The organism is Chitinophaga solisilvae (assembly GCF_009928525.1).
Classification (GTDB): Bacteria; Bacteroidota; Bacteroidia; order Chitinophagales; family Chitinophagaceae; genus Chitinophaga; species Chitinophaga solisilvae.
Genome location: NZ_JAABOK010000016.1, coordinates 99192 through 125309 on the forward strand (window position 1 = coordinate 99192; position 26118 = coordinate 125309).

Annotated in this window: 2 protein-coding genes; both read right to left on the reverse strand. The window is 53.0% G+C overall.

The window, feature by feature from the left end; translation table 11 throughout:
* Positions 1 to 31 precede the first annotated feature (31 nt).
* The gene (locus tag GWG06_RS25575; protein ID WP_160717057.1) at positions 32 to 18373 is read right to left on the reverse strand and encodes an SDR family NAD(P)-dependent oxidoreductase; all 18342 of its coding nucleotides are present in this window, start codon (positions 18371 to 18373) and stop codon (positions 32 to 34) included.
* A gap of 10 nt (positions 18374 to 18383) precedes the next feature.
* Positions 18384 to 25805: an SDR family NAD(P)-dependent oxidoreductase gene (locus tag GWG06_RS25580; RefSeq protein WP_160717059.1), complete on the reverse strand. Its 7422-nt coding sequence runs from the start codon at positions 25803 to 25805 to the stop codon at positions 18384 to 18386.
* Positions 25806 to 26118: the final 313 nt, after the last annotated feature.

The following is a 26118-nucleotide window of genomic DNA, read 5'->3' on the forward strand; positions in this document are numbered from 1 at the left end:
AAAATGAGCGCTTTACTTTACATACAGGAGATTACATCTCCTGTATCCTTTGCAAAGCCATGTCTATGCTGATATCATTGCTGAGTACTTCATCCAGCAGCTGTTCATACAAGCGTGTTGTAGCAGCCGGCGGTTCCTGTTGCAACGTCACTACCGGCATGGTTGTCTGTTCTTTCTTTTTCGGCCACCAGTAATGTTCCCGTGCAAAAGGATAGGCGGGCAGGTGTACGCGGTGCGGAGGAGTATCTCCGTAGAGTGCCTGCCAGTCCGGGGAATATCCCTCGCAATAGCTGTCGGCCACTGCGTGCAATATCTCCGTATAATCGTTTACGTTATCTTCCATCAGACGGGCAGCTTCAAGCATACCTTGCAGGTATTGCTGCTGTGCCTTCTGTTCGCGGAACCCTGCAGCTACACTTCCCTGATGAATTCCTGCGGCATGCTCCTTCCCTGCTGCCTGCTGCCACAACCGGATCGCTTCTTCGCTGGAAGAAGCTATTATCATGCACCGGTGTGTGAAGTGCTGACGGGCAGCTATCAGGGTGTAGCTTATATTCACCAGCTGCAGCGGTGCTGTGGCGGGCTGTTGCAGGAACCGGATCATGTCGTTGATTTTTTCCTGCAAGGCCTCTTCTGTAGTGGCAGATAACGGCAACAGATAATAAGGCGCCGTTTTCTGAACAGGAGGTATGTTCTGCGGGTGGCTTTGCACCACCACATGCGCGTTGGTACCACTGAATCCGAAGGCGCTGACAGCGCCGGTAAGCACACCTTTTCCTTTATCCTCCCAGGGGCGGGTGCTTTTGTTGATGTAGAAAGGACTGTCGTTCCATTTTACATAGTCGCTTTCTTCCTCACAATGCAGGCTGGCAGGAATCGTCTTATGGCGCAGTGCCTGGACCAGGCTGATAAGGCTTACCAGGCCCGATGCAGCCAGCGTATGCCCGAAGTTTGTTTTGGAAGAAGTGAGTGCGCAATAATGTTTTTTGGTAGTTGCCTTTTTGAAGACTTCGTGCAGGGCATCTGTTTCTACCGGGTCGCCCAGGCGGGTGCCGGTGCCATGCGTAACGATGTAGTCAATATCTTCCGGGCTGATATGAAACCTGTCATATGTATCTCTCAGCAGCGCTGCCTGTGCGGTACTACCTGGTGCGGTGATGCCGTTGGTTTTTCCATCATAGTTGATGCCGCTGGCGCTGATGACAGCATATACAGGATCACCCTGCGAAGTTGCGTCCGGCAGACGTTTGAGGACAATTGCCGCCACTGCTTCACCGGGTACCAGGCCATTGGCCTGTTTGCTGAATGCCGCGCATTTGCCATCTGCCGATAACATGCCCGCCTGGCTCATCCACACCCATCTTTCCGGCAATAACATCAGATTCACAGCTGCCACTACAGCGGCATCACATTCCCCGTTGCGCAGGCTTGCACACGCCTGGTGCAGTGCTGCCAGCGCGGAAGAACAAGCGGTATTAATAGCCATTACAGGGCCTTTCAGGTCCAGGAAATAAGCCAGCCGGGATGCCAGTATCGCGGTATGATTGGCAGTAACATGATGCCCTGCATCCGGCAGCAACTGGTAATCTCCTTCTTCGACCCCTACAAACATGCCTACCTTACCGGCTTTCAGCTGTGCGGGTCCATAACCGGCATCTTCCAGTGCGCGCCACGCTTCCTGCATCAGCAGGCGTTGCCGCGGGTCCATCTCTGTGGCCTCCCGTGGAGAGATCTCAAAAAATGCCGGATCAAATTCTTTTACGCCCGGTATAAATCCGCTCCATCTGCAGTTCGTTTTCTCCGGATCTTCGGCAGGATCTCCATGATACTTCCGCCAGTCGAAACGTTCTGCCGGAATTTCTTCTACAGCGCAATGTCCCTGCTGCAGGATGTTCCACATCTCATCAATGTTACGCGCCTGCGGGAAGCGGCCACTCATACCAGTAATGGCAACTGGCACCGGTACACCGGGAACCGCATCTGTACTATGCTCCAGGTGAGTTGTATCTGCTGCAGGTGCAACTGTTTCTGCCGGAACGGCCGGTTGTGCATAAAAAGCGGTAACAGTCTCTTTATAGGCATTTAAAAAATGAGCAGTTAATTTTTCCAGCGTGGGATGCGCAAAGAACAAGGCTGGTGTAATTTCTATGTTGTAATGAGCATTGATGCGGTTGGCAAAAGCAGTGAGCCGGACGGAATCACATCCAAGATCAGCCAGATTCTCCCGGTGATCCAGTTTGTCGGCGGCTATTTCCAGCAACTGACCTGCTATGGCTTTCAGGTCCTGTTCTATCGCTTCTTCGGCCGGTAAATCATGCTTCAGGGGCAGGTCATTCACCGGCGGGGCACCGACTACCGGCGCCGGCTGCGGAACGGCCATGGTGTTGGCTGTTTCCAGTCCGAGGAAACGATGCACGCGGTCGCGCTCCCCGGCTATCACCAGGTGCTGCACCCGCGGCTGCGCCAGCAATTTCATAAATATGGCAAGCCCTTCCGGTGTTTCCAGCAGCCGCTGTCCGCTTGACTTCAGGTACATGCGCGTAGTATCATCCGCATCAAACTGCATTCCTCCTTCTCTCCACAGCGGCCAGTTAATCACCAGTGTCTTACCGGGCATGCCCGCCTGACTACGGTAACGGGCATACGCCATGAGAAAACGGTTGGCCATGGCGTAATCTCCTGAGCCGAAATCGCCGAGTATACCTGAAGAAGAAGAGAAATAACATACGAAGTCCGGCGACTGTCCTTTCAACAGTTGTTCCAGTACTATTGTACCGGCCACTTTGGGAGACAGTATCCGGCTGAAGTCTGCCAGCGTCTTTTCCAGAATGCTTTTATCAGAAGCGATACCGGCAGCATGGATCACGCCGTTCAACGGCCCGCATTGCTGCAGCGCTTCCTGCAGCCCCTTACTCATTGCAGCTTCATCTGCTATATCTGCCTGAATGTACCATACTTTGCTGCCCAATGCTTCCAGGGCATCTATGGCTGCCTTCCTGGTGGCATCCAGTGGTTTACGGCCTGTGAGCAGCAGGTTGACAGGCTGCGATACTGCCAGGTGGCGCGCGAAGATCAGCCCCAGACCACCAGCGCCGCCGGTGATCAGGTAAGTGCCTCCGTTACGTATAGGCATCGCCGTAGCATCTTCCGTTACTACCGGTCTGATACTGCCTGCATACCGCTGACCTGCCTGATAGCAGGTAGATTGTATCCTGTCTGCCTGCAATTCATCAAAGCAGTATTGCATCCACTCAGACAGGGAAATTTCGCCGGCTTCATGATATGCAATACCCATCTTTATACCTGGCATTGTCATTCCCAGAGAATGCGAGATGCCAGACCATGATTCCAGGTAACAACGTTCTTCCCCGGTACGGTAGCTGCCTGTCAGCAGACAGCGCAGTTGTCTGATACCGGTTGCTGCCAGTGCCTGTAACAGCAGTACTACCGGCGTGCAGTCCTGTACAAATGAGTGACCGGCAAGCGGCCAGCCATACAGCAGGGCGTCTATGCTGCCAAGCGATTGCGTTATATCCTGCAATGCTGCCTCATAGGTGCTGCGGTCCTGCGGATTGATCGTATAATGATGCGCACTATGCTTTTCATAGTGGCTGCCGGCTGTGATAACAACAGTGGTGGTTCCGGGACGTACTGCCACAACAGGTTGCGGCTCGTCATCCGTTCCCAGCAGGCAAACGTATATTTTAACGGGTATGTTCGTGATGGTGCGTACTGCCGGCGTCCAATATTCTTCAAAAGTCAGCAGCGATGCAACATTGTCTGCCGCAGGGCTTTCAGCCGGTACGGCCTTTGTTGCTTTAGTGCCTCCGACCCAGCAACGCTCTTTTGCAAAGGGATAAACAGGCAGACTGATACGGGCAGGCTTACCTGCAGGATACAGTTTGTTCCAGTCGCAGACTGCTCCTTTCACCCATAGTTCCAGCAGTTTATGATACTGCTTTTTAGCGGTATGAAAATCCAGCAGTTCCTGCAGGTCTTCTGCTTTTCCGAGCAATGCCAGCGTTTCCTTATGATCTTTCACATTCCCTTTCAGCAGTGAATCATCCGGCGTGCCGGCCAGGTAATTTACCAGCCTGTCTTCGAGGTCACGCATCGAATTAACGGTGAAGGCTAAACGCGTATCCATTGCCTCTCTGCCGGTCTGCAGTGTAAAGGCGATATCCGGCAGCCCATTCTCCCGCAATGCGCCGGACTGTAAAACATCCAGCAGCTGTGTGGCTTTCATGCGGAGCCTGTCTTCGTTTCTGGCAGACAGCACTATCAGGTACGGCAACGGCTGTACGAAACTTGCAGCAGGTGTCGTGACGGGAATATATTCTTCCACAATCATGTGTACATTGGCGCCACCAGCCCCAAAGCTGCTGATACCCGCGCGCCTTGGCATTTCCCGGCCATCTGTCACCGGACGTTTCCATTCAGTATTGTGTTGCTGCACAACAAAAGGCGTCTGTTCAAAAGCGATATTAGGATTCAGCCGCTGCCCGTGCATAAGATTGCTGACTAATGTCTGATGTTTCAGCTGCAGCAATACCTTTGTCAGCTGTGCAATACCGGCGGCCGCTTCAGCGTGGCCGATATTTGATTTTACAGAAGAGATAGCACAGAAACCTGTGTCACTAGTATATTTCCTGAATACGTCTGTCAGGCCGGCCAGCTCAATGGGATCACCGAGGCTGGTGCCGGTGCCATGCGCTTCAATGCAGCTGATGCTTCTGGCATCTATATTACTGTTTCTGAGTGCGGTTTCAATGGCGAGCGACTGCGACGCAGGTCCGGGCACAGTATATCCGTTTGTTTTACCGGCATGGCTCGCCGCCGTTCCCTTGATGACGCCATAGATATGATCTCCGTCGGCCACCGCATCCTGCAAGGGTTTCAGGAATACGACCCCTACTCCTTCTGCCGGCACGTAACCGGAACCGCCTTCTCCGAAAGCACGGCAATGGCCGTCTGTAGCGCCGAACTGTTCCTGCGACAATGTGATGTATTTGCTGTAGTGCAGTGACAGGTTTACGCCACCTGCCAGCGCCATACGGGATTCGCCCCTTCTGATACTTTCACAGGCCAGGTGCAGCGCCTGCAGCGAAGAAGAGCAGGCAGTATCCACCGTCAGGCTAGGTCCTGTGAAATTCATGACATAGGAAACGCGGTTGGCGATGGAATATATCTGGCTGTTGGCGATATACATTTCCTTGCCCTGCTGCTGCGCAGCTTCCGCCATCAGCAGCTGGTAATTATTAAACGTAGCGCCTGCGAAAACGCCGATCCGGTTGCCATAGCCCTCCTGTTCCAGCGAACGACGTGTATATCCGGCATCTTCCAGGCAGGCCCATGCCGTTTCAAGGAACAACCGTTCCTGCGGGTCCATCAATACCGCGTTGCGCGGAGAGATATTAAAGAACAACGGATCGAAGCAATCCACCTGTTTCAGAAAGCCACCCCATTTAATATAGCTGCGACCTTCCGCCAGCGCCCTGTTGAAGTCAGGTTCATAAAATCCAGTCAGCGACCAGCGGTCTGCAGGTATTTCCTCGATGCAGTCTTTTCCCTCATACAGGTTTTTCCAGAACGCTTCCAGTGTTTCCGCCTGCGGATACCTGCCGGCGATACCGATCACTGCTATATCCGTATGTCCGTTTCCGTTAGCAGGATGCTCCGGTGTCTGCGCTGCCACAGGTATCGGGACAGGCGGATTATCTGTGGCCGCCTGCGCTGTCACTCCCGCGTTGTCATGTACCTGCATGGCTGCAGGGTAAGTATCCGTCAGGTATTTCGCTACTGAACGGATAGTATGATATCTGAAAAATAATGTTGTATCAAGATGACCAGTCCATTTTTCAATGCCTTTACTGAACTGGGTAATCATAATGGAATCGAGGCCCAGCTCTTCAAAATGGCCGGTGGCCTCCAGCCTGGCCGGTGCAATACCTGTAATAGATGCCAGCAGTTGCTGAACAGCTGCTTCTGTGGCGGCCTGCAGCGATCCGGACGTATGGGCAGCAGCAGGCTGCTGTGGCACAAGCGGCGGCAGAGGTTTTTTATCCGGATGTTCCGGTACCCAGTAACGTTCACGCATGAACGAATACCCCGGCAGCGGAATTCTGCCATAGCTGCCGCCGGCCAGCAAACGGTCAAACGGCAATGCATATCCGCTGACATACAGCGATGCGATGGCAGACAGGCGTTCTCTGTATTCTGCGGCATTGGAGGTTTGTCTGCATATGGTAATACATTCTTCTCCATATGTCATCAGGGACTCCTGTTCTCCTTCCCTTCCTTCCTGCAATACGGCAGTATGTATACCCGGCGCACTGCCATTTTCCAGCCAGGTACGGAGCGCTTCATGCAGCTCCTGCGCATTGCGCGCCACACAGGAAAATCGATGATGGAAATGTTTTCTTCCCAGCAGCAGCGTATAACTCATATCTCCCATGGCGGTCTGCGGATGCGCTTCGCTAAAAGTCAGGAACTGCCGCACCTGCAGCTGTAACTGCGCCTGTGTGCGGGCAGACAACACAATCAGGTATGCCGGCTTTTCTGCCGGCCGGCGCAGCGGCGCCGGCGCTTCTTCAATCACCATATGCACGTTGGTTCCGCTGAAGCCAAATGCACTCAATGCGGCCTGCCGTGCGTGTCCCGGTGCAGATGGCCATTCCTGTAAATCTGTATTCACATAAAACGGGCTTCCTTCAAAAGCAATGCTGCCGTTGCCCTGCCGGAAATGAAGCGAGGGCGGTATCTGTTTGTGCTGCAATGACAATAATACCCTGGACAGCCCTGCAATGCCCGCAGCGGCGGAGGCATGCCCGATATTTGTTTTAATGGTACCGAGCGCACAATATCTTTCTCTGCCGGTATATTTTCTGAATGCACCGGTCAATGCGCCGTACTCGATCGGATCTCCCAGTATGGTGGCTGTGCCGTGCGCTTCCACCATACCAATGTTTTCAGGATGAATATGAAAGTTGTCATACACCTGGCGGATTAATCTCTCCTGCGACCTGCCGCTGGGCGCGGTAATACCATTGGTAGCACCGTCCTGGTTGGCGGCAGTTCCTTTAATCACACCGTAAATATGATCTCCGTCGGCGATGGCGTCAGACAACTTTTTAAGCACTACTGCTCCTGCTCCTTCACCGGGGATGAATCCGTCTGCGCGGTCATCGAATGAATAGCAGCGGCCTGTGGGAGAAAGCATACCGGCCTTACCGCCCAGCTCATAGAACCTTGGTGTGACCTGTATAAACACGCCTCCTGCCAGCGCCATTTTTATTTCTCCCGTCCACAATGCCTGACAGGCCTGTTGTATAGCCACCAGCGAGCTGGAACAAGCAGTATCGATAGCCATTGCAGGCCCCTGCAGGTTCAGATGATAAGCAATTCTGGCAGGTATCACGGCATGCGCATTTCCCCAGAAAGCCTGTGGCGGCGCATCTTTGCCCAGCAGTTGCTGATAATCGCCGGCATGACATCCTACGTATACACCGCAGGCATGCGTGTGACCATCGTTGCCCGTATATCCTGCATTTTCAAGCGCTTTCCAGCTTTCTTCCAGGAAGAGCCTTTGCTGCGGATCCATATAGCTGGCTTCCAGCGCAGTGATATTAAAACAATGCGGATCGAACTGATCTATATGATCGAGGAAGCCGCCGTAATAGGTGCTGTTGTCTGTAGCCGCCCATCTGTCCGCCTTCGTCACCAGGTCATCGCCACCGGATAAATGCGCCCACAGTTCTTCCAGTGAAGCAGAACCGGGATAGCGCCCACTGATACCGATAATGGCCACCGGTTCCTTCTGTATTACAGTTGCGGGAGATGGCGTAACCTGCGGTGCCACCGTATTACCCGGTGTTAACACCGGAACGCCGGTATTATTCAGGGCTGCAGGCGTTTGCGGAGGTTGTGATGCCGCTTCCAGTTCCGGCCGGAAATTATCTGCCATATACTGCGCCAGCTCCGCTACGGTGCTGTAATCAAACAATACGCTTGCCTGCAGGCGACATCCTGTTTCCTTACTGATCCGGGCAACCAGCTGCACCGCGATAATAGAATCGACACCGAGGGCGGAGAAGCTGTGATCATCCCTGATCTGTTCTGCTGTTATTTTCAGCAGATGTGATATACAACTCCGGAGAATACTCCGGGCATGGTGCTTTAATGTCTGTGTGCTCATAGCTGGCTGCGCTGTATGTTTTCGTATATCCTTTTCCGGTAGTTGCAGGCTCTCTGCCGCCATATTCATTCCTTTCACAGGTATACCGGGTATAACACAGGAAGATGTTGTCTTTATCAGGGCTATCTGATCTATACTTCCTGCGAGCAATTGTTCCAGTGCGGACATTGCTTCTGCGGTGGTGATGGAGCCAATGCCGGCTTCGTACATCCGTTGGCGGTAGGCCTCCCCTGATACAACGCCTGTATGTCCCCAGTAGCCCCAGTTTATTGTTTTCACCGGGCAGTTCCATTGCTGTGAGAGGTAGCGGGCATAAGCATCTTCGAAGGTGCTGCCGGCCGCATAGTTGCTCTGGCCGGGCGCTTTGATGAATGCATTCATGGCAGAAAAGAACAGCACAAAATCAGGCTTTTCCTTACCGAATACCTGCGCCAGATGTACGCTGACGTCTACCTTCGCCCGCAGGACTGCATGAAACGCGGATTCCTCCATATTCAGCAGGCCCTGATCCTGTAACACGATGGCTGACTGTATCACGCCATGGATACGGCCATAACGGTTCATGACGATGGTGTGTGCGGCACGGAGCGCATCGGCATCCGTTGCATCTGCCTGTATATAATCAGGTCTTACCCCTAGTGCCCCCAGCCGATCGCGACTGGCCAGTATCGCTGTGTCCTCACGGCGGCGGCCTATCCAGATCACCTGTGCCTGCCAGTTACGGATCATGTATTCCGTCCATTCTGTACCAATACCACCGGCGCCGCCGATCACCACATACACACCGTTGCGACGGTACAGGGATGTAACAGGAGAAGTCTGCTGTAAAAGCGCCAGGTGCTGACTATACCAGCTGCCCTTCCGCCATGCCAGCGTGTTACCCGCTGCATCGGCAGGCAGGTGCATCACCTGTTCCCAGGGAACAGGCGCGCCTTCCGGAAGATCTGCCACCTTCACTGACCAGTGCGGGTATTCTTTCGCCATGGCGCCGCACAAACCATGCAATGCCGCGTGATCAGGACGGATACGGTCTTGCGGACCAGTACTTACACAACCACGTGTGATAATTGTCCACGACAGTTCATGTGTAGCATAACCTTTTTGCAGCAAGGCTCTTATCAAACGGAAACAGGACAATACGCCCGTATGCTGCGCAGCTATCAGCGCGGTGCTGTTGTCAGGATGATCTGTGTTATCAGGTGCTATCCATACCAGATGTGTATGGCCTGCAGCTTCCCGGGCAGGAAGTATCGTTTTATGACTGTTGACAGCGTCCAGACGGCTTACCTGCACCTGCGGCCAGTATTGCTGTAACGCGTGCATATCTTCCACAGTACCACCTGTCAGCAGCACGCGGGCAGGTGTGGGTATGAGCGCTGGTGGTGATATACTTATCTTCTCCCATACAGGCGTCATCATGCGTATATCCATCTCCGTTACTCCGGCGGGTGTACCTGCAGCAGGGGTGTCTACCCAGTAAGTGTCCCGTGCAAACGGATATGCCGGCAGTGGTATTCTGCCATAACCGGCAGTAAAGAGGCGGTCGAATACCAGGGTGTAACCCTGTATGTACAGGTCTGCGATCACAGCCAGCTGTGCTGTGTATTCCTGCTGCGGCAATACCTGTGAGCAGCGTTGTATGCTCTCTTCTCCCTGTTTCTTTCTCACAGCATCTTCCCGGCGGCCTGTTTCAGGCAGCACACCGCTCCATACCTGTGGCGCCGTACCGGCACGGAGCCATTCTTCCAGTTGCCGGATCAGTTCATTTATACCGGAAGACACAGCAGCCCAGCGGTGATGAAAATGTTTTCTTCCCAACAGCAGGGTGTAACTCATATCTCCGGGATCAGTTGCCGGCGACTGCCGGCAGTAGTCCTGCAGCTGTGTTACCTGTTGCCGCAGTTGCACAGCGCTGTGGGCGGACAACACCACCATATAGGCCGGCAATTGCGTATGGGTGCGCTTTTGCTGTGGTGCTTCCTCAATGATCATATGCGCATTGGTGCCACTGAGTCCGAAAGAACTCAGCGCAGCCAGTCGTGGTTGCTGATCCGGCGTCTCCCATTTTTTTAATGCCGTGTTTACATAAAAAGGACTGCCGGCAAAAGCGATGTTGGTATTGCCTGTTTCAAAATGAAGTGAAGCCGGTATCATTTTATGCTGCATGGACAAGAGGACCTTTACCAGGCCGGCCACACCCGCAGCAGCCGTAACATGGCCTATATTGGTTTTAACAGAGCCGATGGCGCAGTATGTCTGCCGGTCTGTATATTTCCGGAATGAACGGGTTAAGGCATTGAATTCAATAGGATCTCCCAGTTTGGTACCGGTGCCATGTGTTTCCACCAGTTGTATATCAGCAGGATTGATATTGAACTCCTCATATATGCGGGATTCCAGCCGTTCCTGGGATACGGCGCTGGGTGCGGTAATGCCGTTGGTTGTACCGTCCTGGTTGATGCCTGATCCGCGGATCACACCGTAAATGTGATCGCCGTCTTTCAGCGCATCCTGTAACCGTTTCAGTACTACAGCGCCTACTCCTTCTCCCAGTACAAATCCGTCTGCACGGTTATCGAACGTGAAGCAACGGCCGCCGGGAGATAACATACCCGCGCGATTGGCGTCCAGCAAAGCGCCAGGCGTAGATTGTATAAATACGCCGCCTGCCAGCGCCATATCTGTTTCGCGTTCCCACAATCCCTGACATGCCATATGAATGGCCACCAATGAGCTGGAACAGGCGGTATCCACGGCGATGGCAGGGCCCTGCAGATCGAGGTGATACGCAATCCTGGCAGGCGTGATAGAATTAAGATTACCCCAGAACGCCTGTGGCGGAATTTCTTTTTTGTCTTTAAACAGCTTTTGATAGTCACCTGCAGCAGATCCTACATATACGCCCCACAACCGTGGCTGCGCAGGCACACCGCTACCGGCGTAACCGGCATCTTCCAGCGCTTTCCAGGCTTCTTCCAGAAACAGCCGCTGCTGCGGATCTATATAGGTAGCTTCCAGTCCTGATATATTGAAGAACAACGGATCAAAAGCAGCAATATCTCTGATAAAACTACCCTGGTCACAATAGGTTTCTCCTTCTTCATAGCTGGAAGACAAATCCCATCGGGTCACCTTCTCTACCAGGTCGGTACCGTCGCGTAAATAATCCCACAACTGATGTACATTATCTGCACCAGCAAACTTTCCGCTCATCCCGATAATCGCTACCGGTTCCCTATGTATTTTTTCTTCAGCAGGCGCTTTCAGCGGCACGGGTGCTTTCCGCCTCTGATAAGCAATCGAAGGGGTTGACGGCTGTGGTTGCACAGCAGGTGTGGTAGCTGCTGCCGCTATTTCCAGCACCGGTTGGTGATTGGCATAAATGTAAGCTGCCAGGCGGTTTACAGAGCTATAGTCGAACAACACCGTTGACTCAAGGGACAAGCTCATGCCTTCATTCAGCAGCTGCACCGTATGCAGGCCAATGATGGAATCAAGGCCGTAATCTGCAAAAGAAGCATCCATGTCTATTTTGTCAGGTGCAATCTTGAGTGAAACAGCGAGCTTACTGACGATAGCTTTTCTTATCAGCTCTTCCTTGTCAGTATTATTATCCACTGCAGCCACGGGCGCCGGCGCAACCACCGGTTTCACCGGTGCTTGTTTCGCAGGCGCTTCACTTTTCGCAGCCATACGGATCATACCATCACTTTCAGCAACGATGATCTGCTGACCGGTGGCATGCGCTGCCTGTGCCGGAAACCATACATGCCTCATGCCTTCCTGTTCCAGCAAGGCTTTCCAGCTATGCGGATACAGGCCGGGACAGCCCTGTATGCGTAATCCGGGATCTTCTGTCAACCACCAGCCTTTTAACAAACCAAAGGTGAGATGAGCAAAGAACAACCTGCTGCTTACTTCATTCAACAGCAGCAGCCCGTGCTTTGACAGTAATGCTTTTGTATTCCGCAGGGTATGCGTGATATTCCGTGTGGCATGTAATACGTTGGCGGCAATTACCACATCATAACTGCCCGGTTCAAAGCCCTGTGGTTCCAGTGGCTGCGAAATATCCAGCAGTTTGTAGGTGATGGGCAGCCGGGGATATTCCTGTCCATACATACTTTCCCCGGCGAACAGAAATGCTTTTGAAATATCTGTAAAACAGTATTCGCCTATCTGTCCCGCATATTCATTGACCAGCCGGAATACACCGGCACTGGTAGCGCCTGTGCCCGCGCCTATTTCCAATATGCGTACGGGCGTAGTATTACCCTGCCGTGTTCTGTCCCGCAGATAAGCTACGATTGTCTGTGCCAGCACTTCATTGAAATAATCGGCCACCTCATTACCCTGATAAATGCCGCGCACCAGGTCGAGCGATGCATCCCGGAACATAATGTCCGTAGCGGCAGTTTTACCTGTGAGTATCTGTGGCATGGCGCGGAGCATCACTTCTGTCAGGCGTATCCATTCCTTTTCACTGCTGCCCAGGGGCCATTGCTTTAACTGTGCATCCCACCGTGCCCAGGCATCAGCGGCAGTCAGCTGCACGTCCTTCAGAACGATGCAGGCATCTTCCTGCAATTCCAGGTATCCGTTTGCAGCCAGTATCTCCAGGCTTTCTTCCAGCCAGCGGTGATAAACAGGTATAACAACCGGGGTGATGTCTGCCAGGGTGAAATATTTTTTATCAAACAGTCCGGTATCTCTCAGCAGCACCCATATTACCTCGCATAAGGCGGCTGTCATATCCGCATCATACGGCGGTACAACGGGAACGGGTATACGCTCCTGTAAGGCGGAGGCACTTATTCTTTGCAGGCAGGGCGTATTAGCTGGCGGCAACTGCCGCAGCGCTCCTGCTGAAAGTACGAGGCCGTTCATACCTGCCGGTCCGGTTGTTTTATGGAAAAGCCATTGTTCCTGCGGAGCTGCCAGGAATGCATCCAGTACCTCCCAGGCTTCAGCGGAGGCTATCAGCCCTATTTCATTTTTGCGTGTCCATTCCTGCAATACTTCAGAACCGGCTACTGCGCCCACGCTACCCCAATATCCCCAGTTAATCGTCTTTACAGCATAAGATGAACTGCGGGCAAGCTGCCTCGCCAGCGCATCTGCAAAAAGGCTTCCCGCGGCATAACCGGACTGGCCTGCATTCTTAACAAACGACACCATGGACGAGAAGAAAAGCATAAAGTCAAGCGGCTCCTGTGCAAACACTTCTGCCATACATATGCCTGCGGCTATTTTGGCAGATGATACCCGGAGAAAATCTTCTTCCTCCATGCTCTTGATATTCCTCGTATGCATCACCATGGCGGCATGTACCACCCCGTTCACCTGTGAATATTTTGATCTGACAGACCGGTAAGCCTGCAGCATAGCTTCTTTGTTGCCCGCATCGGCAGATATGTATTCCGGCGCTGTGCCCAGCAAAGCCATGGCATCGATCGCAGCCTGAATAGTGGCGTCCTTTGTGCGGCGTCCTATCCAGATGACCTGTGCATCGTAGCGGCGGATCATATGTTCCGTCCAGGCAGTGCCTACGCCGCCGGCGCCGCCGATTATAACGTATACGCCTCTACGCCGGTAAACGGGCGAAGTGGCTTCCACCTGTTCTTCCAGCGGCAACATGTGCTGCTCATACCATTGCCCGTTGCGGAATGCTTTTGCATTACCCGCAGCATCCGGCGGCAGCGTTAAAATATCTTTCCAGGGAATATCAATCAGGGCGGGCATATCCGCCAGTCTTACCTTCCAGCGCGGGCATTCTTTTGCCAGCGCACCAACCAGACCATGTATACCGGCAGCTGCAGGCGAAACATCTCCTGTCGTGGAAACCGCTGCGCCCCTGCGGGTAACAACGGTAAGGTATTGCAACACATTCTCCGGCTGACATTGCAGCAGTGCCTTCATAAACCGGAAACCATGCAGCACTTCTTTTTCCTGCTGTTGCAGCTCTTCCTTTCCGGCAGCTGCCGTCACCCATATCATATGTTCAAAAGGAGCAACGCTTTCCAGTTTTTCCTGTAAGGTAACCGCGCTATCCGTTGTTGTGATGCTGATAGCTTTTGCCTGCGGATAATACCTGCGGATCACTGTCATATCTGCAGGGGAAGCGCCTGCCACTACCACTGTGGTATGTTGCGGCAGCAGCTCCTGTTCAGTTATCACCTGCTCCCACACAGGCGTCAGACGCCAGGACCGGGATATTGTATCTGCTGTGGCTTCTATACCCCCTGCCCTGGAAGAAAGTCCTGTAATCTGTACACAGATATTCCCCTGTTCATCACACAGATCAATATCAAAGCGCTGTAAGGCATCTCCTTCATTAGTGTTATCACTGTAACGGGTATACGCCCACATTTCCTGATTGCAGGGTTGCAGCATGTAGCACGACCGGAGCGCAAAGGCCATGGCAGGCCGGGTATTACCATCCTGGTAACGCAGCGCCAGCGTTGTTTGCATGGCAGCATCCAGTATGGAAGGATGCAGTATAAACTGGCCGTTACCGGCGGCGGCCGGCATTACTATTTTAGCCAGCAGCTGCCGGTCGCCGGCGTATATGTCACGGATGCCCTGAAAAGCCGGGCCATAGGCAATCCCCATATCATTAAAAATCCTGTAACATTCTTCTCCCGGCATATGACGCCGGTTGCAGGACCGTTGTAAATCTGCTATGTTCCAGGCAGACCTGCCCTGCGGTTCCGTCAGCAGGATACTTCCCTTACTGTAAATTGTTTTTGCTGCGGCGCCATCAGCATACACCTCATAGGTAATCTCTCCGTTGTCTTCCGGCCAGAGCCCCACATGTACTTCGGCAGGCGTTTCGCCGGCTACTAACGGGGTCGCCCATACGATATTTCTGAACTGTATATTTTCTTCTACATGAGTACGCATCGAGCAGGATACTGCTGCCCGCGCCATTTCCAGGTAAGCTACTCCCGGCAGAATGCTGCGGCCCTGCACGACATGATCGGCCAGAAAAAATTCCTTCCCGCTGAAAGTACTGCTGAAACGCTGTTCCGTAAAGTCTGATGTATTCTGCTGCAATAAGGGATGCAGCCAGGCGGATGCTTGCTGTTGCACCGCCGGCAGGGGTTGTTGGTTTTCAGGTATCCAGTAACGTTCACGGGCAAACGGATAAGCCGGCAGACTGATACGCTGCGGATGTCCGGAGGGATATAACAGTAACCAGTCTATCTCCAGTCCTTTTACCCACAGCTCTGCCGCCTTTTTCAGCTGTCCCTTCTGTAACCATTGCTGCACCAGCACTCCCCAGTCTTCATCACCGGAAAATAATTGCAGTGTGTCCTGACCGGCTTTAAGCTGCCCTTCAAAGCAGCCGGGAATATTCGTTTGTCCGTTGACGTATGCCTGGAGCATTCCGGTCAGCCCGGCTATATCTCCTGTCACGAAAGCTATTCTGTGTTCCAGCGCCACCCGGCCCGTTTGCAGTGTAAATGCCAATGCGGCAGGATTAGCCGCCTCCGGGTTATCCTGCAAATGCCGCAACAGTTTAGCGGCATATGCCTGCAGGCGTTCCCGGTTCTTAGCCGATAATGGCACGAGGAACTGGCCCTGGACAGGTGATGAAGCCACATCTGCCGGAGCGGGCGTATATTCTTCCAGGATAATATGTGCGTTGGCGCCGGTAGCGCCGAATGAGCTGACGGCCGCACGGCGTGGCAGCACTTTGGTTCCCTCTCCGGTAGTGATTTCCGGCGCATGCCATACTGCTCTTTCCCGCTGTACATAAAACGGGGAAGAGGCAAAATCAATGTAAGGATTCAGTTCCTGCGCATGCAGCGAGGGCGTCAGTGTTTTGTGATATAGCTGCAGCACAGCTTTCGACAGGCCGGATATACCTGCTGCCGCTTCTGCATGTCCTATATTGGATTTCACAGACCCTATCGCACAATATTGTTTATCAGCAGTATACTGTCTGTATGCTTTTACCAGGCCCTGCATCTCTATCGGGTCGCCCAGTGAGGTGCCCGTACCATGTGCCTCCACATAGGAAATAGTACGCGGATGAATGCCTGTCTTCTCCAGGCATGACAGGATCATATCCGCCTGCGCTACCGGGCTGGGCACCGTAATACCGCTGGCTGTACCGCCATGATTGATGCTGCTGCCCTTGATAACGGCATAGATATGGTCCTGGTCCTGTATGGCTTTATTCAGTGGCTTTAATAACACCGCCGCCACACATTCCCCGGAAACGTAGCCATCGCCGCCCTTTCCGAAGGCATGGCAATAGCCGTCGCTTGCATGAAGGTCCATCAGGCCGTAGGATAAATATTTATCAGGGTGCAGCGACAGGTTTACACCGCCGGCCAGCGCCACCTCGCTTTCTCCGTGGCGTATGCTTTCCAGCGCGAGGTGCATGGCTGTCAGAGAAGAAGAGCATACGGTATCCACCGCCATGCTGGGACCATGAAAATTGCAGCAGTAGGAAACGCGGTTGGCGATCTGCGCGTAATTCAGCGATAGCGGGAAGTGCGCGCCCTTCAGCACCGCTTCCGCACCGATGAGCGCATAATCCTTGTGCATCACCCCTGCAAAAACACCGACCTTATTCCGTTTCTCCGGACCCGCCAGCGATTTAGGCGTATAGCCTGCGTCTTCCATTGTTTCCCAGCATATTTCGAGGAACAGGCGTTCCTGCGGATCCATCGTTTCTGCATCCCTGGGAGATATTTTAAAGAAGGCCGGATCAAAGCGGTCTACATCTTTCAGAAAGCCTCCCCAGCGGGATAATATTTTTCCGGACGGCGAACGCAGCGCTTCATGTCTGCGCCAGTTCCAACGCTCCGGCGGCACTTCTGTAATACAATCTTTTCCTTCCAGCAGGTTCTCCCAGAATGCCGCTATATTCTCCGCACCGGGGTATCTGCCGGCGATGCCTATAATAGCGATGTCGGTATTTTCAGGAAGATACTGTACCACCGGATTATTACTAACGTTAACGGGCAAACGATTTTCTTCCTGCCTGGTTACTGACGTTGCCGGTGCAGCAGCTCCGAATACCTGCGGATAGCTCTCTGACAGATAACCGGCCAGCTCTGCAATAGTGGTATGTTCAAACAACAGGATCGGAGACAACCCGGTTCCTGTTTTTTCACCGATCGTTTCTACTATCGAAAGCAGGCTGGCTGAACTTAATCCCAGTTCGTAGTAACCGGTTTTAATATCTATCTGCGCAGCCTGTCCGCCTATGGCGGCAGCCATCAGCTGCTGCAGGTAACTGACCGCCTGTTGCAAGGCTTCGTTATTACTGCCGGAGACAACCGGGGCTGCAGGCGGTATCTTTCGTATCTGTTCTGCCGGCGCTGCAATTGTCCGTTCCGGGTTGATCTGTCCCGGTTCTTTCACCAGCTTATTGCTGAAATTCTTTAACCGAGCGACTTTCCTCCCTTCCCTGTTATAAAAGGTAATATTGAGATTCAGGAGATCCTTTTTCCGGGAAGCGGAATAACGGGCGATACATGCCTCCTGCAACAGTTCTGTTGCATAGAAGGATTCATAAAACAGGGGAAGAAAAAGGAAGGGCTTCCCGTTTTCGTCTACCGGGAATAGGCCTGTACCCATGGCGCTGCCATCAACCAGGGCAGGATGGAACATAAAGCCCGCGGCACTTCCGGCAGCTTCCGGGCCCACCGTAATATCTATGAATGCCGCTTCTTCCGTATGGTAAACAGCGCCGGTTGTCTTTACAAAACCAGTATGCACCAGCTCCACTTCCCTGGCCCTCCGGTAAATATCTTCCATGCTGATAATTTCTTTTGCCGTGCGGCGGACATCGGCGATATCTATCACTTCATCAGCAATGGGAGAAGACGGCGGATGCATTTCAGCGGTGACATACTTTCTTTTCGCCGTATCAGCGCCCTGTCCTGTGGTACTGCCTTCCACCAGTACCTGCCACTTCCCTTCCCTGCCTGCACTACAGCTGATGCTGAGCTGTAGTTCTTCTTCCCCGCTCACTGCCAGCGGATAATGAATAGTGAGATCCCGCAGTTCCAGCGTAGTATAATCGTAATTATGCTTACGGAATACCTGGTAGATGAGATCTATATATGCCAGACCCGGTAATATGGCCTGTCCATATACAATATGGCCGGCTATGACAGGGTTTTTAAGGGAGATATTGATATGTTCCGTTATCATCATGATATTACTGTTAAAAGGTTTCCCAGATCATGGGAAGCTGTTTTACATGATCAGCCACCGGCGTCTTTTGCAGATTTTCTATGCTGACTTTTTCAGGATTGTGTACTGGAGATACTTTTCCCGTATCCGGCAAAGGCAAAGGTTGTCTTGTACCGGATCCATTACGTATATCCGTTCCCGTAGTAATGATTACATGTACGTTGGTGCCGCCGTCAGCGAAGCAGTTAAGTCCTGCCACAGCCGGAGCGGCTGCCCAGCTGCGATGCTCCCGGCTAAATTCAAACGGCGAGGACGTGAAATCATAATACCGCATTGCCTGCTGGCCCGATAAGAACGGTACCTGCTCCCGGTGATGCAGCATCAGCAGCACTTTAATCAGTCCTGCCATACCTTCCGCACACAACGGGTGACCAATGTTCGGTTTGATACAACCCAGTCCGCACGGCACTTTCAGCCCGTTGCGATATACTTCGCTGACAGCCTTCAGTTCCAGCAGGTCTGTTACTTCCGTGCCGGAGCCGTTCGCTTCTATATAGGTGATATCCGTTGCGCGATATCCGCTGCGTTGCAAAGCCTCCTGCATCACTGCCTTCTGCGCCTGCAGGTTCGGGCTGGCAGGCCCGGCGGTACGGCCGTCGTTGTTGACGGCAACGGCGCGGATCACGCCGTAGATGTGATCCCCCGATGCTTCCGCATCTTCCACCCGCTTCAGCATTACCATCCCTGCTCCTTCGGACAACAGTACACCGGCAGCCCGCTGATCGAAGACATGAAAAAAGGGACCATTATTGAGCAGGCCACGCTGTTCAAACAACTCCATTACGCCACCGCTTTCAAGCAGGCTGACGCCCCCGGCCAGCGCGGTATCTATATCTCCGGTCTGTAACGCCTGGCAGGCCATATGCAAAGACACCAACGCACTGGAACAGGCGGTATCCACTACCACAGCAGGGCCGCGCAGATCAAAGAACTGGCTGATGTTGGCCGCCAGGTAGTTTTGTCCTACTGCCACCACCGGGTTACGGGCTGCCGACAGCGCCAGTGCGGACGGCTGATGTTGACTGCGGCCACCGATATAAACACCGGTACGGGTGTCTTTGAATACCGTATGATGGTAACCGGCATGATATATTACCCGCAGACTTTCTTCCAGTAATAACAATGCCTGCGGATCCATGGCTGCGGCATCAGCGGGTGGTATTAAAAAGAAATCGGGGTCAATGGTTTTTTTGCGCTGCAGCATGCCTCCGTACACAGCCCGGCCGTCCTGCGTTGTGCTTACCTGCGCAAGCCCGCTGCGGCCGGCAGATAGCAGGTCCCAGTAAGCATCCAGGTTATCGGCGCCTGCAAAACGGCAGGACATGCCGACTACCGCAATATCTCCGGAGAAGCGTGCCAGCGGCTGTTTTACCGGGGCTATCGCCGGAGATGCTGCCGGTGGGGCATGCCGTTCTTCCTTACTATTTACATGCGTATCATTAACCGGCAGGTCTGCAGCGTGATGCGCCACCAGCCAGCCGGACAGCGATGATAATGTCGGGTATTCAAATAACAGCGACGGGTCCAGCGGCGCAGCTATTTCCTGATTGATCCGGCGCAGCAGCTGCGACAGCAGGATCGAATCCACTCCATAATCCTGGAAAGCTGTATCCGCATCCAGTTTGCTGACAGGTATTTTCAGTTCTTCACTGAACAGTTCCAGCAACCATTGTGTAGTGGCAGATGATATGGAAGCGCCGTTATGATTTTCTTTATGGACAACGGATGTTTTAGCGACGGATGTTACCGCAGGGAAATGCAGCAGCTCTGCCGGTTTAAACGCCTGCGCACTGGCAACAGCCGCCATGATTACACCCTGGCGGCCGCTTTGCAATACCTGGTCCAGCAGCGACAGGCCTTCCGTATTCAACAGCGTCAGCAGCCCCGTGTCCTGGTAAGCTCTGCTGGTTATCTCGCCTATTCCGATTTCTTTCCAGCTGGGCCACTGGATACTCACGAGCGGACTGATTCCGGTGTGAGCGGCAGACAAATAATCCATCCAGGCGTTAGCCATGGCATAGTCTGCCTGGCCTGCACCCAGCGAGGGTATGATGGCCGATACAGAGGAGAACAATACAAAGCAGCGCAGCGGGCGGTTTCCGAAGATCCGGTACAGCGTGCTCAGTCCTTCCGTTTTCGGTGACAGCACCGCTTCCATATCTTCCTTACGTTTACGGATAAACGCAGGATTATGCGGGTCCAGCAGGCCGGCGCTATGTATGACGCCTGCGATGCGGCCCAGCCGCGTTTCCAGCTGTGCCAGCTGATGTTCCAGGGCATGCTGGTCGGTAAGCGGCGTAGTAATCACTTCTACCTGTACTCCCAGACCAGCTATGGAAGCCAGTTGCGGATCATCAGGTGAAAGCGGGCGGCGACCCAGCAGTATTAATTTCTTTACGCCGTAGCGGGAGATAAAATGTTTTGCGCACAGCAAACCGATGCCACGCGTGCCACCGGTAATCAGCAGTACTTCATCTGCATTGAACTGCAGGCGGTCCGCCTCCGTAACGGGCAATGCGGCTTCCGACAACACGGACTGATAGCGTACGCCGTTGCGGTAAGCGACTTCCGCTTCATGGCCGGCATGATAATATTCCTGTGCAATCAGTGATGCCAGCTGGCTGTCAGGCAGGTCTGCCGCCACATCCATATGACGGGAACGCAGTTGCCGGTACTCGCTTTGCAGCATACGGAACAACCCTGCAGCCAGCGCACCGCTCCGGTTTCTGGGAGTATCCTGCACCGCTTCCAGTCCGCGGCTTACCGCCAGCAACAGATGTCCGCTTTCCCTGGCTTCCGCTGCCAGCTGTTGTAACAATGGCAGCCAGCGTTCCGGAGATACCATCTGCGCACTGCATCCGGTAAGATCAATACAGCCACTATAGCCGGTGCTGTGAAATATGAGATCTGCATCTGCATTTACAATATAGCTGCCCGGAAAATGGCGGGTCAACGCTTCAGCCAGCCGTTGCGTATCTGCCACGGATATAATGACCGGCGGGTGTGCAGCCGATACCGGTGTTTCCACCAGGGCAGCGCTTTCCCATTGTTTCTCCAGGAAATAAGTGCGGCGTACTGCAGCAGTTTTTTCGTTTATCCGTTCCCGTATCACAGGTATTACAGGCTGTTCTGGTATCCAGTAACGTTCACGGGTAAACGGATAGACGGGTAAAGGCACAGCTGGCATTTCATCAGACAGTGACTTCCAGTTCAGCTCATATCCTTTTACATACAATTCTGCCAAAGCCATCAGCTTATCCGAATACTCCGTAGCTGCAAGATGCCGGTGGTCCTGCAATTCTTTAATGATGCTCTGTCCCAGCTGCCGGAAGAGCGGCTGCAACTGCCTGCCTTTTTCACCTGTATTGTCCTGGAAATAAGCATCCGCCTGTCCTTTGGACAGCACCTGCATTAACTTTTCTTTCAACATCCGGAGATCGCTCACCACGTATGCAGCCCGCAGGTGGAAATGATCGCGGCGTAATAACAACGTGGCTGCCACAGCTGCCAGCGGGTAGTTGTCTTCTTCCTGCTCCAGCCAGTGCAGCAGCTGCTGCTGCTTTTCTAACAAGGCTTCGGTTGTTCTGGCAGACAAACAGATCAGATAGCAGGGCGACGGCGTGATGGCAGACATGGTTGTTACCACCGGCGCTTCTTCCAGCACTACATGTACATTGGTTCCACCTGAACCGAAACTGCTCACCCCTGCCCTCACCGGCTGCGGGCCATGCTGCAGCCAGGGCTGATGTCTGTCTATAAAAAAGAACGGTGTGCCGGTAATGGAGAAATGTTTGTTCTGCTGCCGGAAATGCAGGGAAGCAGGCAACTGTTTATGCTGCATGCATAGCAGTACTTTCAGCAATCCTGCGATGCCTGCCGCCGCTTCAAGGTGGCCGATATTTGTTTTAACAGCACCCAGTGCACATTTCGCAGTTATATCAACGCCGGCGAAGGCTTCTTTCAGGCCCGCAATTTCAATGGGGTCGCCCAGCGACGTACCTGTACCATGCGTTTCAATATAGCTGATCGTTTGCGGCAGCACACCTGCATCCCTGAATGCAGCAGAAAGTAAACCCGCATGCTGTACCGGGTTAGGCACTGTAATGCCGCCTGCCAGGCCGCCATGATTAGTGGCGCTGCCTTTAATAACAGCATAGATATGATCCTTGTCCTGCTGCGCCTGTTGCAACGGTTTTAACAACAATACTACGGCGCCTTCTCCTCTCACATAACCATTTGCTGCCTCATCAAAGGAGCTGCATTTTCCGTCCGGAGACAGCATGCCTGCTTTGTAGTAGGCAATACCGTTAGCCGGGTGGCACATGAGGTGTATGCCTCCGGCCAGCGCCAGCGTACATTCTCCGGCGCGTATAGATTTCACGGCTTCATGCACGGCGAGCAATGAGCTGGAACAGGCGGTATCCAGCTGCATACTGGGACCATGCAGATCATAAAAGTAGGAAAGGCGGTTCGGCAGCATGGACATAGAAGAGCCAATGCCATAATGTGCGCCGGCACTCTCCGGATGCTGGTCCAGCAAACGGCTGTAATCCGCGCCACTGGCTCCGATAAAGACGCCGGTATCAGACCCTGCAAATGACTTTGCCGGATACCCCGCATGCTCCATACACTCCCAGGTCATCTCCAGCAGGAACCTTTGCTGAGGGTCCATCAGCTCTGCCTCCTTCGGCGTAATGCGGAAGAAAGACGGATCAAACGCAGCGATTTCTTCCAGGTACCCGCCCTGGTCAATTCCTTTATGCGTATGTACAGGGTCTATCGTTGCCGGCCATTGCCATCTGCCTTCCGGCATTTTCCCGATGGCGCTGCGGCCTTCCTTCAGCAATTCCCAGAACTGTTCTTTATTGCTGATGTTGCCGGGCAGCCGGCATGCTACTCCTATAATGGCAACATCTGTATGTGTGTGTCCGGGCGCTGTTATTTCCGCTGCTGCTGTCGCCTCTTTCACTGCAGCAGCGCGGTTACGCGCGGAATCTCCTGCTATGAGGTAACTGATAATACGGTCGCCCGAACTGTGCTCAAAGAAAAAAGAAGGTTCAAGCGGAATGTTATACTCACGGCTGATCCGTTCGCTTAACTCCAGCAGATCGGCGGAGTCGAGTCCCATTTCCATCAGGGGACGTTCCAGTGAAAACCCCTTACGGTCGGGCTTTCGCAGGATGAATAATATAGTATCGGTGATGAATGCGGTCACCGCTGTTTTATCACGTATGTATACGCTCTCTGGTTCCGGCTGTGCTGTTATTACATTGTCCTTTCTTTCACGCCTGTAGAGATCATAGGTAAGCAGTACGCCAAATCCCTTGTTCTGTGTATCCTTCGGCCGGTAGCCGGGCACGGGCGACAGGATGCGTGCGCCGTGCATGGCATGAAAACGCAGAGTGGTATCTGTCAGTGTACCCCGGTCATTGCGCAGGTGAATATAATCGGCATAGGCAGTGCCCTGATGCTGTTCATAATCCTTGCAGCGTGTAATGCCGGCCACTGTTTCCACACCCGGCAGCAGGCTGCACAATTGCAGCATGAATTCCAGCAGCTGATCGCCGAGGTTCATGTATTGTTTACGGGGAAGAATATACAATCCCATCAGCTGGATGATATGCCCATCTTTCTGATGAAGATCATCCACCGCATCGATGGTAGTTGTCTGCAGTTCCTGTACCTGCATGATCCGCTGGGAATATATCACGCCGCTGATTTCTCCGTCCATCTCCAGCACCAGCTGGCCTTCCGGATAGATCTCCAGTCTTTTATGTACTACTGCCGCAGGCGTACAGAGATGTTCCGCCCAGTTGGCTGCTTCCAGCGCTATCAGTGCAGGAAGATCTTCCGGCCTGGCATATCTCACTGTATAGTTCCTGCGTTCGAGATAACTGAGGGTGATACGGGAGAAGGGCATGGTGCGCGGATACTTCCCGAAATAAGCGGGATGCGGAAACAGGCCGGCATAAGCGGCCGCCATGATGAACGTGTTGGCTTCCACCAGCAGTTGCTGCGAAAACCGGTGATAGGTATCAAAATGTAAGCTCTCTGTCCTGTCAAGAAAACGGTGGACGATAGCCGGGGGCAGGCAATGTACTTCCAGCAATGCAAGACCATGGCGGCCTGTAATAGCCGACCACCGCTGCAGATGCGCTATCAGGCTTTTGATGGTTTCCTTCAACGGTATTTCCTTTCCTGCCACATCAGTAAATACCGCGTTGCAGGGGAATGCCGAAACATCAACGGCGGCGGCAGTGCCGGCAGGTATATAGGGCCGGTCATGGTCCAGGAAGGAACGTACATGCAGGATATTTTCCACATCCGTGATGCCTGCTGCCTGCAGATCTGCTATCATACGGGCCGGATCACCGATATCACTTTTCACCAGCCTGTGATCTATGTCTTTTAATGTAATAGCTGTTTCTGCCAGCGCTTCATTATTATAATCCGCGCCGATCAGGGTAAGCGGGAAAGCGTCCAGCGCCTTTCCGCGTATGGTTTTCTCCTGCACAATCCTGTAGAGCTTCTTCAGCAGCGTGCCGTTGCCGCAGCCCATATCGGCAATGTAGCGGGGTTGCTGGTCCAGCGGTTCCCGGTTAAACAGACCGATGATAATATCTTCCATATCGGAAAAATATTTTTCATGCTGGAACCCGCTGCCCTGCACATTCAGCGTACGATCCACATGGCGTTCACTGCCTGATTCGTCGCGTTCGAATACCGTCTTGCAATCCCCGAATATTACTTCGTCGATCTGCTGCAGCATGGGCCTGTAAGATGCCAGTGTGGCGGCAATAAAGATGCGCTCTGCGAGATAGCGGCCGGTATCAGAAAATCCGATGCCTCCGGCATTTTCAACGGCCCATCCTTTATGGAGGAATAATACGGTCAGTTCTTTTTTTACCTGTGGAGACAGCGCGGAAAACAAGGTTTCTTCCTGCAGCAGTCCGGCTTTTCTGAGCGACAGTAATAGCGGCAGCACCAGCATTCCGTCGAGGAAAATACTGACAGGCTTTCCTGGCGCGTGCCATTGCTGTATGGCTGCACTGATCCACTTTTCCAGGCTGTATGCGCCGGCAGTGCCTTGTAAGTACTCCTGCCAGGGAAAATGCATCAGCTCCATTATATCCGGAGGGATGAATAACCGTTGGTCTGCCTCCACGCTGAGCCGGTATCCATCCTGACTATTTCTGACCAGCCAGCCCATGGATTCCAGCATATGCAACGCTATCCGCAGGTATCCCGGATTAGCCTGCAATTGTAGTGTGACTTCTGTGAATGAAATATCCGGCCTTTCATTCAGGGTATGGAAAAGCCCCCTTTTTATACAACTAGCAATTACAGGAATGGCAGCAAAGCCATGCGCATAATTATTCAGTACGGACAACATGTAGAAGGGATGTTTAAGCTGGATGAACAATAAAAAAATGGTTACACTGTAATGCAGATAACAGTAGCATGATTAAACAAAAGTTAATCATCGTATAGCATGAAGAAACTATACAGCAGGTTTACAGAAATAAATTGTAGTGCGACTTATTAAATGTGAAGATATAACTGGACTTATAAGGCTTCGCCGCCCAAAGTCCCGTTGGCCCTGGTTTCCTTTAATCACAATGCCTCCTTAGCGACAGCATGTCAATGGTTATGATGACGTTCACAATATTAGTGAAATAAAATCACGTGCAAAAATTTCTACAATT